The sequence below is a fragment of the Thalassospira australica genome (assembly GCF_044790785.1).
Taxonomy (GTDB): Bacteria; Pseudomonadota; Alphaproteobacteria; order Rhodospirillales; family Thalassospiraceae; genus Thalassospira; species Thalassospira australica_A.
This window is the reverse complement of the sequence record NZ_CP085258.1, coordinates 1,776,628-1,790,891: the sequence shown is the minus strand read 5'-3', so window position 1 is coordinate 1,790,891 and position 14,264 is coordinate 1,776,628. Positions and strand designations below refer to the sequence as shown.

Sequence of the window (14,264 nt, the reverse complement as noted above, 5' to 3'; positions counted from 1 at the left end):
ATTTCGCGCAATAAGGAGAGCCAAAATGAAGATATTTATCATCGGTGTTGCTGGCGGTGTTGGTCGTCGAATAGCAAAACAGCTTGCCAGGTCGGGGGATGAACCCGTCGGTCTCGTACGAAAACCAGAACAGGCCGAGGCCCTGGCCGCCAACGGAATCCAGACGACGATGGGCGACGTGGTCGCGATGTCCGTCGACGAACTGGCTGAAAAAATGCTCGGATGCGATGCCGTGGTCTACAGCGCTGGAGCGGGTGGGAAAGGGGGACCAGAGGCCACGACACAGGTTGATGGCAACGGACCGGGCAAGTTGGCTGCAGCAGCGAAACGAGCAGGTATACGCCGCTTCATACTGGTCTCCGTCTTTCCTGAAGCATGGCGCGAACGGCACATGAATGCGTCGTTCGAACATTATATGGTCGAGAAAAAAAGAGCAGAGACCGAATTGGTACGAACTGATCTCGATTGGTTAATTGTGCGTCCCTCTGCACTGACGAACGAGCCAGGCACGGGACGGGTCGATCTTGGCCTCGCCAAAATTCACACGCAGATCGCCCGAGACGACCTTGCGACAACGATTACAGCACTACTGCGAACCCCTGAACTTAATCGGGAGATCATAGAAGTGACTGGTGGAAACATTGCAGTCGAGGCTGCAATCGATACGTTCAAGAATGCCAAGCGACAGTGAGCGACGAATCAAAGGGATCAGAACCCCGACAACTTCGAACGTTGTCAGGGCAGAAACCTTCCAATAGTCATGCCGTTTCGTTCAGGTTTCCAAGGATATTTATGGGAACAACAGGCAAGACCCGTTCTGCCACATGATGGCGTTCCGTGTTTGACATAGTGTGAGAATAGTTTTGTGAAAAATTCGCGCCTGTCCGGGACAAGAATTGTTGTTTGACGGTTTCCGTCCCGACAGGGCGCGATCTTGATGAATCAGGGCGTTACCCGACTTTCGCAATCAATTTTCCACTATTACCACCCGCAAATAGCTGTAGGAAGTTTTCCGGAATTTCTTCAAAACCTTCGACGAATTGCTCTCTATATTTAATTGCTCCATTGGCTACCAGCGGGGTCATTTCAGCAAGGATTTCGGGATATTTGTCGAGGTACTCGAGCAGCGTGAAGCCTTTGATTTCAATGAACCGGTAGAGAAACAGACTAGGCTGAATCGACATTTCCATCCATAGAGTGGCTGCGGTTCATCCCTTCTTCACCGACCGTTAAAACGGCGACAGTGAATCAAAATTGGGCCGCTTTGGGAATCCGATCAATTAAATGTTGATTAGTCCTGGTTGTCTTCCCCGCCCAGCAGCACGATCTTGTCGACGATCAGCGTTTCGGCTTCGGTGCAGGTCGTCATCAATGCGCCGTGGCCGGTCACACGAACCTTGTCGCCGGGGCGGAATCGGGTTGCCTTGTTCGCCAAGGCGTAAAGCGTGCCGTCTTCGGCCCGGAAAGTAACGCATTCCCGACCATTATCGGTGATTTCGCCGGACATGGTCACATTTTCTTTTTGAAATGCCGAACATGCCGACAACAGCATTCCGACGGTCAGGATCGCGGCAAACTTGCCTGAAACAGCGCCAAATCCGGTTTTCATTATCGTTCTCCTGTGCTCGTGCGGGTTCTTATCGTCACAAAACCTTATGTCCCTCGTTAAGGATGTTGTAACGCACTGGATTTTAAAAAGGATCGTTGGAAACGTTTTACGCGTTTCAGTTCGTATTGTCATTGATAACAAGATCGAAGATGAACAACTCGCATCTAGAGCTTTTGAAACAGCTGGCTGACGAATTTCAACCGCGTACGGATGCCAATACCCGTGCGACCGTTGAAACCGAAAGCACAGATGCGTTTGCAACGCTTGTCGATCTTGCCCGCGATATGCAAAACCGCCTTGATCAGCAACAGAACCGTATACGGCAGCTTGAACAGATGGTCGAGACCGACGAACTGACCGGTCTTTATAACCGTCGCGGTTTCCTGCGCCGTACTCGCGAAGCCATGGCGCGGGCCGCGCGCTATCAGGAAAACGGACTTCTGGTGATTGCCGATCTGGACGGGTTCAAGCTGATCAATGACCATCACGGTCATGCGGCAGGCGACGCGATCCTGCGCCATTTCGCCCAGAACCTTCGCACCCATACACGGGCCGATGATTTTGTCGCCCGTTTTGGCGGCGATGAATTTGCCATTCTGATGGTTGGCAGCAATCCCGAAGTCGCCGAACCACGGATCAGGGACCTTGAAAAGGCAACGGCCCGTTTCCCGCTGATCTGGCAGGGCGCGGCCCTTCCAATCCGGGCCAGCTTCGGCTTTACCGTTTATCATGCCGACAGCGACATCACCGATCTTCTGAAACAGGCCGATGATGCGATGTATGCGAACAAACATGCAAAACGCGCCCTTCCCCAAAGCAGCCACAACGCGGCCTGAACACGATTATCCGGCCTGAAACCTCCTGCCAGATCCCCATACCCGGTATCGACAGGCATTTTTTGTTTATTAAGTGCTTTTCCTTCATATTCCCCCTTATGATCGCTATTTAAAAGGAACGGGATAAAGACGACTTCGGAACATATCCGAAGCTTTCGGGGGGTAGGTATGATGATGGTTCTCGTATGACAGACGATATCGGCTATTCAGCGGAAATGAACGATCGCGACCTTTTGGCTGCCATGGCGTTCTGCTGGGCGGATATGTTGCTTGAGGTCGACGAGAACGGATATATCCTGTTTGTGGCTGGTGCGACCGAAAGCCTTTTGGGCTGCCCGCCGGAACGACTGATTGGCGAGGCGCTCGACAAACTGGTCATCCGGTCCGAACGGCCGCTTTTACGCGCCTATCTGCATGCAAGCTCGGGGATCAAGCGGCTTGAAGAACTCGATCTTGACTTCCAACTGACCGAGGATGACGGCACAGCCCCGGGCAGTCCGGTTCCCCTGTCGCTTAGCGGCTATATGATTTCCGAACCGGTCAGGCGTTATTTCATTGCCGCCCGCCACCGGGCCATTCGGCCGCGGGCACGATCGGGCATTGATCGGCTGATTTTGCAAAATGCGCTGTCCTCGGCCGTGACCAGAACGGACAAGGCCGATATGGCAAACGCAACCGGCCTGCACAGCCCGTCAAACCACAGCGAAGCACTTGTCGTCCTTGAAAATCTTGCGGCATTGCGCAGTCAGGCAGAAACCGACGCAACCGGCGAACTTGCACGTTTGATCGGTATCGGAATTGGCCCGCGCAGGAATGCCGACGACCAATTGCACCACACCCGCATGCTTGACGAGCCGATGATCGAACTGGAACGACGGATCGTCGCCTATGCCAGCGCATTGCGTGCAGATCTTGGCGATATCGAAGAAACCGACGATGCCAGCGCCCCTTCGCCGCATAACGATCCGAACCTTGTCCGTGGCAGTTCCGGGAAATTGACAGCCGCCCCGTCTGACACACCGCCCGGTGCCTATGACCTGTTTGGCCGCGACTATGACCTTGCCAGCGGCATTCACCGTCTGACACAAAACAATCGTCAACACGCTGCAAGCGGGGAAAGGGAAACAAACCTGACGCGGGCAGTTGCCTATGCGCTGCACCGTTTGCAACATCGCAGCGATGCTGATGTATCTGCCGAACGCCTTTCGGCCAGCCTGCCGCATCTGATTCAGGAAACCCTGAAATCGGTTCGCGCCTTTCGCGAGATCGTTCAGAACGGCTCCTTTGCCGTGGCATTGCAACCAATTGTGCATCTTGATAGCCGGAAAATGCATCATTACGAAGCACTTGCACGTTTCAATGACGGCAGCAGCACCCTTGCCGCAGACCAGATCATCCATTTTGCCGAAGGTACGGGACTGATTACCGAATTTGATCTGGCGATGTGCCAGAAAGTTATGGATCATGCATTATATGAAGCCGACCTGATCAGCCATTCGGTCGCGGTCAACCTATCGGGTCATTCCCTTGAACAGCAGGATTTCCTGCCCGCACTGGAACAGCTTCTGGATCGCTATGACATCGATCCGGCACGGATCATGTTCGAGGTCACCGAAACCTCGCGCATTCAGGGGCTTCGCGATGTCAATGACGGCCTGCAACGATTGCGCGCCCGTGGCCATCTTGTCTGTCTTGACGATTTCGGGGCGGGTGCGGCCAATTTCGAATATCTGAGTGCGCTTGACGTCGACATTATCAAATTTGACGGCGGTGCAATGCGCACGGCCCTTGCCAACCCGAAAGGCCGCGCCTTTATCAAGGCAACCGCGCTTTTATGCCGCGACCTTGGCATCCATACGATTGCCGAAATGATTTATGATCAGGAAAGTTTCGAACTGGTGCGCGATCTGGGAATTGATTACGGACAAGGCTATCATCTTGGCAAACCCATAACCCTTGGCACCCTCCCCCATGGATCGACACATTCGAAACAGACTGCCAATACTGCCGGAGGCGGAAAATGAACCGGCACCACAAGGATCCTGACAAGGCAATGTCGGAACATTTCGATATGACATCAGGCCAGGGCTTCGTTCTGGACCCGCAGACAATGGCAGATGCCGAGGCCCCCGTTCTGGTGATGGATACAAACGGCACGCCCTTGTTTGCCAACAAAAATGCCCGAAGCTTTGCCGAAGGCATTCGTGACGGCCTGTTTCCCGAAATTAACAAGCTTGTGCTGCGCGCGATCACGACCCCGGGCGGGGTTGTTGAATTGCTGACATTCGAGGTGCAGCGTGGCACGGCAACCCTTGAACTGACGGCCCTGCCGATGGCGGACAATCGTGTTTTGCTATTGCCGCGCGATGTCAGCATGGATCGCAATCTGCGCGATGCCCTCATCGATTCCCGGCAACGCTATCGCGATATTGTCGAGGTATCCTCGGCCTTTGCATGGGAAACCGACGAAAGCGGCAATTTCATTTTTGTCTCGCCGCGCGGTGCGCTGGGATACAAGGCCGACGACCTTGTCGGTCGTTCACCGCTTGATTTCCTTCTTGATACCGCCGATCAGGACAGCGAAATAGTGTTTCGCAGCCAGAAGGCGGTACGTGACGTACCGATCTGGCTTAAACGGGCCAATGGCAATGCTGCCTGTCTGGCTGTCTCATCGACCCCGGTTTACACGCGCGACGGTCGCTGGACCGGCACGCGCGGCCTCGCCCATGACATCACCGAACAACGCCGCCGCGAAAGCGAGGTCGCAACCGCGCGAAACCGCGACCGGCTGATGACCTATATCGTACGAACCATGCGCGATGAAATCGATCCCACACTTGTGCTTAAGGGTGCCGCCGACGCCAGCGCGCGTGCTTTGGCTTGCGCAGGATGTGCAATTTTCCGGCGCAACGAGGAAACGGACGAGATCGAGATGGTCGCCTGCCACGGGTCGGAGGATATCGATCCGATTGCCAAACAGGCTTTGAACCAGCTTGGCAAGGCCGAGGATGTATTCGAGGCAGAAATAGAAAGCTATCGCGTTCTTGCCCAGCGCTGCCACTATCATCAGGCCGTGAATGGTGCGGTGATCTTTATTTTCAACGCGGATCATCCTGCCCCCAACGAAGGCGAACGCGCCATCATGTCCGAAGTGTCCGACCAGATCGGCATTGCCATTGAACAGGCCGCCCAGCACGACCGGATTGTCACCCTGTCGCGCACCGACGGCCTGACCGGGCTTTTGAACCGGCGGGCCTTTTTTGACGAGCTTGGCCGCCGTCATGCGCGCCTTGTGCATGACGATATGCCCGCGGCCCTGATGTATGTCGATATGGACAATTTCAAGCTGGTCAATGATGTCCACGGCCATCAGACCGGGGATCAAGCCATTCTCGCCCTGACCGGCATCCTGTTGGACAATACGCGTTCGGTCGATCTGGTTGCGCGACTTGGTGGCGATGAATTTGTCATCTGGCTGGACGGGGCCGACATGGCAACCGCATCGCAACGCGCGCGCATCCTGCTTGACAAAAGTGCCTCCTTATCTTCGTTTTCTGGTGCCAAAGATCGCCCGCTTGGCATATCGGTCGGTATTGCTGTACGCGATGCCGGTTCGAAAGAACCGCTTGAGCAACTTGTGCTTCGTGCCGATCAGACCATGTATCAGGTCAAAAAACACGGTAAAGGCAGTTTCGGTATTGCCGCCCCTCCCGGATCGAATGATCCGGCAAGAATAGAAGATCAGGAGACACCCCAATGAAGGGTTTTTTGCAACGGGTATTCACCAAGCGACGGGAAACCCCGATCACTTATGACGAAGCCAAGGAAATGGCTGCCAGCCCGGATGCGAATGTTCGCGGTGTTCTGGCCCAGCGCCACGATACCAAACCGGAAATCCTGTATTACCTTGCGACCGATACGGATTCTGCAGTGCGGCGGCATATTGCGGCAAACCACGCAACCCCGGTGCAAGCCGATGTCCTTTTGACCGATGACAAGGACGACAGCGTTCGCGGCAGCCTTGCCGAGAAGATCGCCAACCTGTCGGCCGGACTGACACCGAACGAAACCGATAAACTGCGCCGGATGACGTATGAGGCGCTCGATAAACTCGCCCGCGATCAGGCCGTTCATGTCCGGCAGGTCATTTCCGAAACGCTCAAGGACATTGCCAACGCGCCGCAGCCGGTCATACAGCAACTGGCACGCGATACCGAAAGTGTCGTATGCGGACCCGTTCTGCAATATTCGCCGGTCCTGACCGAAAACGACCTGCTTGAAATCATAGAAAGCAGTGTGGGGCGTGGATCGCTCAGCTTTATCTCGCGTCGGCGTAATGTTGGCGAAAAACTGGCCGATGCGATTGCAGCCAGCAGCGACAAGGATGCGATTTCCCATCTTTTGGGTAACAAATCGGCCCAGATCCGCGAAGAAACCCTTGATCAGCTGATTGATCGTGCCCCGGATTATCCGGAATGGCATGAGCCGCTGGTCGAACGCCCGCAATTGCCGCCAACTGCTGCTGGCAAACTGGCACGCTTCGTTGCCGAAAACCTGATCAGCGTGCTGGAACGCCGCAAAGACATTAAACAAGATCAGCTCGACGCTGTGCGTGAAGTCGTTAACCGCCGTATCGCATCGGGCGAATTCGACAAGCGCGACGAAACATCGGTTGAAACCCGCAAGGCCAAACAAAAAGAACGCGAAAAGAAAGCTGCTGGCAATGCTGGGGGTACGGAAACCGCGCCCGCCGACGAGGAAGAAGAATCTTCCTATGAAAAGGCATTGGCCTTGCATGCCAAAGGCAAACTGACCGATCAGGAAGTTTCCAAGGCACTTGCGGCAAACGATATCAAATTTGCACGCGCGGCTCTGGCTGTTCTTGCCGGAATCCCGCCAGAAGCAGTCAGCAAGGTCCTGAACACCCATTCGGCCAAGGGGGTGGTCTCCCTCACATGGAAGGCGGGGCTTCCTGCGGAACTCGCGGTTAAAATACAGGTCAAACTGGGCCATGTACCGCCGGGGCAGACGCTTAATCCGCGGGGCAATGAATACCCGCTTAGCGAAGAAGACATGAAGTGGCAGCTTGAATTCTTTACCGGGATGGCAACTGTGGGCTTGCGTTAGGCTGCCCCGGATGCCTTGCCAAAATCAGGCTGTGCGCAGCATTGAAATATGGGCGATGCCATCTTCATAGAACGCCTCGCCAAATTGTATGAAGCCAAGCCCCTCGTAGAAATTTTTCAGATACAGTTGGGCATTCAGGAATATGCCCTTGCCGGTAAAACTGTCGTCGCAGGATGCAATCGCCTGCAACATCAGTTTCCGCCCGATCCCCTGCCCGCGCAAATCCGGGCTGGCAACAACACGCCCGATTGCCGGATGTTGTCCCTGTGCGGAATGATCCGGATCGATACCCGGTGCCACAATGCGCGCAGCGGCAACCACCCTGCCATCCAGCAATCCCAGAACATGCTGACAAAGCGGATCCAGCCCGTCGATATCGGGAAAAATACATTCCTGTTCGACGATAAAAATCTGCTGCCGCAGGCGAAACAGGTCGTGAACCTGACGCGGCGTCATGTCGTCAAAGGCACAATGCACCCATTGCAAGGTCGAGGATGAGGCGGACATGGGCGGCAACTTTCATTTCCGGACGTGGTGGGTCGCGCGTCTTCTGGTTATTTCGCGGCCAGATGTTCGATATGATAGATAAACACATCATTTTCCCGTGTCGATGACAACAGGCGGTTTCCGGTCATTTCGCAAAAGGATTTCATATCGGCGACAGAACCGGGATCGGTTGCCAGAACCTTGAGCACACCGCCCGCCGGAACATCGCGCAACGCCTTTTTTGCCTTTAGTACCGGCATCGGACAAATCAACCCGCGGGCGTCAAGAACAAGGTCAAAAGGATCATCTGGTGCAGGAGACATGAAAAACCTTACAAAAAATCGGATTTAACGCCGCCAATCAGTGAATTGGCGATTGTTGCATTTGCACAATATGTTAGACTGATTTCCTAAAATCAATCAAACGCTGTTGCCCGCCTGCGATGCAAATCTATTTGCCTATTGCCGAGATGTCGGTAAACATTTTCCTTATATTGGGGCTAGGCGGCGGCGTCGGATTTTTGTCCGGGCTGTTTGGCGTTGGTGGCGGGTTTCTGATCACGCCGCTTTTGATTTTTTATGGTATCCCTCCGGCTGTATCGGTTGCAACGGCGGCAAACCAGATTGTTGCATCCTCGGTTTCGGGTGTTTTCGCCCATTGGCGGCGTGGCAATGTCGATCTTAAAATGGGTCTTGTCCTTTTGGCTGGCGGTATTGCCGGATCGACAGTCGGGGTGTGGCTGTTTGCCTGGTTGCGATCCCTTGGCCAGATCGATCTGGTCATTTCACTTTGTTATGTAATCTTTTTGGGGATCATCGGCGGCATGATGCTGATCGAGGCATCGCGCGCCATTTTCCGTACCCGGCGCCGCGGCGGGCAAATCCGCCGAACCAAAAAACATCAGCACAGTTTTGTCCACGGCCTGCCGTTTAAAATGCGGTTCTATCGCTCCGGCCTTTATATCAGCGCGCTGTTGCCGCTTGTTGTCGGGCTGTTTGTCGGGCTTCTGACCGCACTTATGGGCGTTGGCGGCGGCTTTGTCATGGTTCCGGCGATGATCTATATCCTTGGCATGCCGACCAGTGTTGTGATCGGAACATCGCTTTTCCAGATTATTTTCGTAACTGCCAACGTGACCTTTCTGCAATCGGTTCAGACACAGACTGTCGATGTTGCCCTTGCCATCCTGCTTCTGATCGGCGGGGTTATCGGCGCACAATTCGGCGCACAATTCGGATCGAAGCTGAAAGCCGAACATCTGCGTGCCATGCTGGGCCTCCTGGTTCTTTCGGTCTGTCTGAAGCTTCTGTTCGATCTGGTGATCACACCGACCGAACTTTATTCCATCGCGCCGGAGAACTTGTAATGCGCAAACCCGGTGCAATTCTTGGCTCGCTGCTTGCCGTTGTTACGGTATTTGCCGTGATCCTGCCGGAACGTGCGCGCGCCGAAGCACTGGTTGTCGATCTTTCAAATCATCTGGTCGCGATCACCACCGGCTTTACAGGGACCGACGTGCTTTTGTTTGGCGCGGTACAAAGCGAAGGCGATGTAATTGTCACGGTCAAGGGGCCGGACCAGAACATGGTTGTGCGGCGCAAGGAGCGTAAAGTTGGCATCTGGGTCAACAGCGAAAGTGCTACTTTCCGTAATGTGCCGGCCTATTATGCCAGCGCTTCGAACCGGCCGATGGAAATCATCGCCAATTCCAAGCTTTATAACGATTATCGCATCGGGCTAGAACATCAGCGGTTTGTTACCGAAATCGACGACAAGGACCGCAGCAGCAGCGATTACCGCGATGCCCTGCTGCGGAATATGCGCGCGGCCGGTCTTTTCAATCAGCGCCCGGCAAAAATCAGTTTCCTGTCCAACCAGTTGTTCCGAACCAATATCCACTTTCCAGCCAACACGCCAACCGGCACCTATACCATCAATGTCTATCTGATCCGGGACGGGCGTATTGCCAGCGTTAAGACGACACCGCTGGTCGTGTCCAAAACCGGTGTCAGTGCAGAGGTTTTTGACTTCGCACATCGCTATTCCGCACTTTACGGTATCATCGCCGTGATCATCGCGGTTGCCGCCGGGTGGGTTGCGAGCGTCATGTTCCGCAGAAGGTAATCCGGGATTCAGTCACCGATTGAACTATTGCGGAATTGCCGTCCTCTACGGGCATATTCGCACGTGCAAAATTTAACTGTGCGAACGCGAAATGATATTTTCTTCGTCGGGATATACGAAAAATAGCTTGGAAACCGGCGCTAAGTTACGGCAAACTTTCCCTCCGGTATGCTAGCGCCTCGCCCCGCAAATTGGTGCCAACGCATCCGAACCCCTTTTTTATCCAGGGCAGGACGACATGAATTCATTTGATGCCGACCATGAACTGCGCGCTGCCACCTCGGATCGCACATTCCTTGTAGTGGTTGACGACAGTGACGAAATGACCAAGGCACTTCGATATGCCTGTCGCCGCGCACAACATACCGGCGGACGCGTTGCATTGCTAAGCGTCATCGAACCAGCCGAATTTCAGCACTGGATGGCCGTTGGCGATCTGATGCAGGAAGAGGCCCGCGAAAATGCCGAAAACCGTATCAACGAACTGGCCGCCTATGTGCATGAACAAACCGGCTCGATGCCACTTCTGTTCATTCGTGAGGGCCGTCTGAAGGACGAACTTCTCAAGGTTCTGGAAGAAGAAGAACAGATTTCCATTCTGGTTCTGGCCGCCGGCACCAACAGCGACGGCCCCGGCCCGCTGATTACCGCCCTGACCAACCGGGATGTTGTCGGCCAGTTGCGCCTGCCCCTGACCATTGTCCCGGCGGCATTGTCGGAAGCAGACATCGATGCGCTTTCATGATCGGCGATGTGGTCCTTTACCAAAGAATCGGCGGAGGACACCTTGCCATAAACTGGAACTTTTCCCCGCCTGAGCAGCGTTGTCGTAACCGGTTGTGTATAAGACACGGATAAGAGAGTCACGTGCATTCCCGGTGGGCTCGGGTTCAAAATCCAATGCCAGAACGTATTTTCCGGTCTTTTTGTCCAAAAAGGACCGTGTCAAAGTCCCTTCGATTTTTGGCAGAAATTCGGAAACCACTACGACGTGCTGTCCTTCTGAAAACCCCGAGCCTGCCGCTCGCGGATCACTGGTTTCAAGACGGGCACCGCCCAGCGAAATATCAAGAACCCTGATATCGACAAGCGCGATATCGTCATCACTGCGAAGGCAGATCGGAAGGCGCACCGGAAACCTTTCCTGACTGCGCTGGACCGGACTTTCAAAACACATCAACAACGCCAGCATCAGAGTTGCGGCGTTAATTACGGCCCAAAGACCGCCTACCGCCATAAAATCGGCGTTCTCGATAATTCGAATATCCGAACTGATATTAACCAGAAAACCGGCAACAGTAAGCGCCAGAAGAACAAAAATCAGGATGGCTTCGTTTAGGGAGTTGCCCAGTCCTGACTGAGATCCTTTGGGTGTTACCTTAAACGGTGTGCCAAATGGCCTGATCAACGATGACACCACAACAGGAAAAAGCCGCAGGGAAACCAGAATGGCAGGACCGTCATTCAGAATGGGATAAGCCTGCCGCCCGTTATGCCACATGGCCGCGCCCCATCCACCAGCCAATACAGGTAATTGCCAGTAAAATATTTCCCAGCTTCGGGCGTTCTCAAGGGGCTGCAGATCAAACCAGAAATAAAGTATCGGAATCAGAACCACCAGCAATCGTGCCGGTATGTGAAAAACCCAATAGATCGGAAACAGTAATATCCGCTGCCACAGACCAAGCCCTGGCCCCAACGGACCTGACTTGAGGAAAAGCGTTTGAATTCCGCCTTGGCACCAGCGTTCACGCTGTGTGTAAAATGCCAGCAGGCTCTCGGCAGCAAGTCCGATTGACAGTTTTTCATTCAGATAGCGGGTCCTGTATCCCTTTCGCAGCATTTCTAGCGTTGTCAAAATATCTTCGGTAATTGATGCGGTCGGCACGCCACCGATTGCATCCAGTGCTTTGCGGCGCATCACCATGCAGGAACCACAACAAAACATTGAATCCCAAGCGTCCAGAGACGGCGCGATATGATCGAAGAAAAGTCGCTGTTCATCAGGCCAACGGTCCGCAATCCACAAATTGCGCTGCATCGGGTCCTTGTTGAAAAAATGCTGCGGTGTTTGTACGACCCCTACGGTGTCATCTTCAAACAGGCCCGTAACACGTTTCAGAAAACGACGATAAGGCACGAAATCCGCATCGAAAATACAAACAAAATCACCATCCGTCTGTTTCAGCGCATTATTGATATTTCCGGCCTTTGCATGTGTACCGTCCGGGCGGGTGATGTATTTAGCTCCCTTCTGCGCACAAAAATCACGCAGCCAGTCTCGCTTGCCATCATCCAGCACCCAAACTCTGAAATTGGGATAATCCAGTGAAAGTGCGCCGACAATGCTGCGCTCCACCACATCAAGCGGTTCGTTATAGGTTGGAATAAACACGTCAATCGATGGCCAGTCGTCCTCGGGACGGGCCTCCAATCGGGCAAAGGCCGCACTGGCCTCTGCACTGCGATCCACAATCCGTAAATGCAATGCCGATTGGCGGAGCATATCGCACAGAAAGACAATCTCGATGACGAATAGAAACCATATCCACCATCCCTGAAACGTTGCCAGGTCAGCCGGCAAGACGGTGACGTTGATCCGCCAGGGTAAATAGCGGGCAACCAGCACGATTAGAAAGATTATAATCAGCCAGCGTGCCCACAATGCATCACGCCGGAGCACCGGCGCGACAAGTACCATAAGCGAAACAACAATTGCCAACGGCGCAAATTCAAGCCAGCCGGTCATCCTTCATCCTCTTCAGACCCGAACAAACCTGACAGGCGGCTTGGAATCTGAACTTCAACCCGGCGACCGACATTGCAAAAAGTACCGATCTGCTGATCGAAGCCGGAATCAGGGATATCAATTACCAGCAAGACTTCATCTTTTTTCAGAAGTGGCGGCAACGCAGCAAATTCTATGTCGGGTGACACGGCACGTGTCCCCCTAATTCCCGCGACAATGCCTTGATATGTTGATTGCGCCCCCTGAAGCCTGATTTCGACACTGCTTCCCGTAGAAAGCTTGTCTGCCATCCCCTCGTCAACCGGCACCTCGACAAAAATCTGCGAACAATCAAGCACCTTTGCCAGATCATCATTACGCGTCACCGTCGAAAGTTCGGCCGCGATCCGGCGCCAGACAATACCGTCAAGAGGACTGCGGACCAGCGTGGATTCTCTACGCCCCGCCCGTTCGGCTTCCTCTCTGAACTGACGTTCAACCGCAGCCATACGACCACGTGTTTCGGCAAGCTGGACTTTCAAATCTGCGACAGACAAGACAACCTCGTCAAGGCGCTGGCGCGAATAGGGAACGTCATTTTGACCGTCGCCAACAAAAACCCCGCGACCAATCGATTCACTTTCACGGCGCAACCGTTCTGAATCTGCCTTGGCACGCAGCACTTCCTGCTCTGCCTGTTCCAGCAGGGATTGGTTTTCCTCGACCCGCACACGGGTGACATGACCGTCCGCTAAAAGTGCCTGGCTACGATCAAGAGCAAGACGGCGTTCGCGTACGACTGCCTCCCAGCTTTTCTGGCGGGCTTCAAGTTCAATCAGGCGGAAATGCAGATTCTCCTGGGAACTTGAAATCATGTCACTTACCCGTTCCTCAAGCTCGGCACGGATCGCTGTCATGGCATCAAGTTTTTCCTGAAGAGCCTCTGCGCGTGACCTAAGCAACTGGTTTTCGGAATCAAGCTGTGCAAGCAAAGCGCGCGGTTCAGTGTCATCAATAATTCGCGTAACGGCTTGCCCCGATATTACCTGTTCTCCAACATTGGGTAACGCCCGCACCAATTGACCACTGATCGGTGCCTGCATGGTGACAAGACGCGCATTGACAACTCCGTTGGAACGGATATTTGAAAGCGTCAGCGGTGCCAATTGCCAAACCGCAACAATCAATACGACACCGGCAAAACCCAAGCGGACCATATGCCCCGGAGTCAGTCCGAATTTCATCAGCCTCTCCACCTACTTTTGGTTGCGTATTAATGCACGCAACAAACCAAGTTTGAGAGTGTCACCAGCAATTTTCAAGATTGACAGCTGATATTAAATGATATTTTCCG

14 protein-coding genes are annotated in these 14,264 nt (G+C 53.9%); 8 read left to right on the top strand and 6 right to left on the bottom strand.

Annotated features, from left to right (window positions below; all coding sequences use genetic code 11):
- Positions 1–25: 25 nt before the first annotated feature.
- A complete protein-coding gene (locus tag LG297_RS08630) occupies positions 26–691 on the top strand; it encodes an SDR family oxidoreductase (RefSeq protein WP_404426505.1) in 666 nt (221 codons plus the stop codon).
- A 259-nt stretch (positions 692–950) separates the two neighbouring features.
- Here the strand turns inward: LG297_RS08630 and LG297_RS08625 are convergent, their stop codons facing one another.
- Both LG297_RS08625 and LG297_RS08620 read right to left on the bottom strand, forming a co-directional pair.
- A complete protein-coding gene (locus tag LG297_RS08625; protein WP_404426504.1) occupies positions 951–1,184 on the bottom strand; it encodes a hypothetical protein in 234 nt (77 codons plus the stop codon).
- Positions 1,185–1,291: 107 nt separating this feature from the next.
- Positions 1,292–1,609 (bottom strand): DUF5818 domain-containing protein, encoded by a 318-nt coding sequence (locus LG297_RS08620; RefSeq protein WP_404426503.1) that lies wholly within the window; start codon positions 1,607–1,609, stop codon positions 1,292–1,294.
- A 149-nt stretch (positions 1,610–1,758) separates the two neighbouring features.
- On the opposite strand from LG297_RS08620, the gene LG297_RS08615 reads away from it, so the two are divergent.
- The 4 genes from LG297_RS08615 (at position 1,759) to LG297_RS08600 (ending at position 7,572) form a co-directional block, all read left to right on the top strand.
- A complete protein-coding gene (locus LG297_RS08615) occupies positions 1,759–2,445 on the top strand; it encodes a GGDEF domain-containing protein (protein ID WP_404426502.1) in 687 nt (228 codons plus the stop codon).
- A gap of 185 nt (positions 2,446–2,630) precedes the next feature.
- Positions 2,631–4,469 carry an EAL domain-containing protein gene (locus LG297_RS08610; RefSeq protein ID WP_404426501.1) on the top strand — a complete coding sequence of 613 codons (1,839 nt, stop codon included), beginning with the start codon at positions 2,631–2,633 and terminating at the stop codon, positions 4,467–4,469.
- Positions 4,466–6,205: a diguanylate cyclase domain-containing protein gene (locus LG297_RS08605; protein WP_404426500.1), complete on the top strand. Its 1,740-nt coding sequence runs from the start codon at positions 4,466–4,468 to the stop codon at positions 6,203–6,205. Before LG297_RS08610 ends, LG297_RS08605 begins: the two co-directional genes overlap by 4 nt.
- Entirely contained in the window at positions 6,202–7,572 is a 1,371-nt protein-coding gene (locus LG297_RS08600) for a DUF2336 domain-containing protein (RefSeq protein ID WP_404426499.1), read from the top strand. The genes LG297_RS08605 and LG297_RS08600 overlap by 4 nt, the downstream gene beginning before the upstream one ends.
- Positions 7,573–7,596: 24 nt before the next feature.
- Here LG297_RS08600 and LG297_RS08595 read toward each other — a convergent pair whose 3' ends face one another.
- The gene (locus LG297_RS08595; RefSeq protein WP_404426498.1) at positions 7,597–8,079 is read right to left on the bottom strand and encodes a GNAT family N-acetyltransferase; all 483 of its coding nucleotides are present in this window, start codon (positions 8,077–8,079) and stop codon (positions 7,597–7,599) included.
- A gap of 47 nt (positions 8,080–8,126) precedes the next feature.
- On the bottom strand, positions 8,127–8,381 hold the full coding sequence (locus LG297_RS08590) for a sulfurtransferase TusA family protein (protein ID WP_404426497.1): 255 nt from the start codon (positions 8,379–8,381) through the stop codon (positions 8,127–8,129).
- 119 nt (positions 8,382–8,500) lie between these two features.
- On the opposite strand from LG297_RS08590, the gene LG297_RS08585 reads away from it, so the two are divergent.
- The 3 genes from LG297_RS08585 to LG297_RS08575 all read left to right on the top strand — a co-directional run bounded on the left by LG297_RS08585 (position 8,501) and on the right by LG297_RS08575 (position 10,927).
- Positions 8,501–9,424 carry a sulfite exporter TauE/SafE family protein gene (locus LG297_RS08585; protein WP_404426496.1) on the top strand — a complete coding sequence of 308 codons (924 nt, stop codon included), beginning with the start codon at positions 8,501–8,503 and terminating at the stop codon, positions 9,422–9,424.
- Complete coding sequence (locus tag LG297_RS08580) at positions 9,424–10,182, top strand: TIGR02186 family protein (protein ID WP_404426495.1); 759 nt, start codon at positions 9,424–9,426, stop codon at positions 10,180–10,182. Before LG297_RS08585 ends, LG297_RS08580 begins: the two co-directional genes overlap by 1 nt.
- A 238-nt stretch (positions 10,183–10,420) precedes the next feature.
- The gene (locus tag LG297_RS08575) at positions 10,421–10,927 is read left to right on the top strand and encodes a universal stress protein (protein ID WP_404426494.1); all 507 of its coding nucleotides are present in this window, start codon (positions 10,421–10,423) and stop codon (positions 10,925–10,927) included.
- Here LG297_RS08575 and LG297_RS08570 read toward each other — a convergent pair.
- Positions 10,922–12,931, bottom strand: coding sequence for a glycosyltransferase (locus LG297_RS08570; RefSeq protein ID WP_404426493.1), 2,010 nt, complete (start codon positions 12,929–12,931; stop codon positions 10,922–10,924). The genes LG297_RS08575 and LG297_RS08570 overlap by 6 nt on opposite strands.
- Positions 12,928–14,154 (bottom strand): HlyD family secretion protein, encoded by a 1,227-nt coding sequence (locus LG297_RS08565; RefSeq protein ID WP_404426492.1) that lies wholly within the window; start codon positions 14,152–14,154, stop codon positions 12,928–12,930. Before LG297_RS08565 ends, LG297_RS08570 begins: the two co-directional genes overlap by 4 nt.
- Between the last annotated feature and the right edge of the window lie 110 nt (positions 14,155–14,264).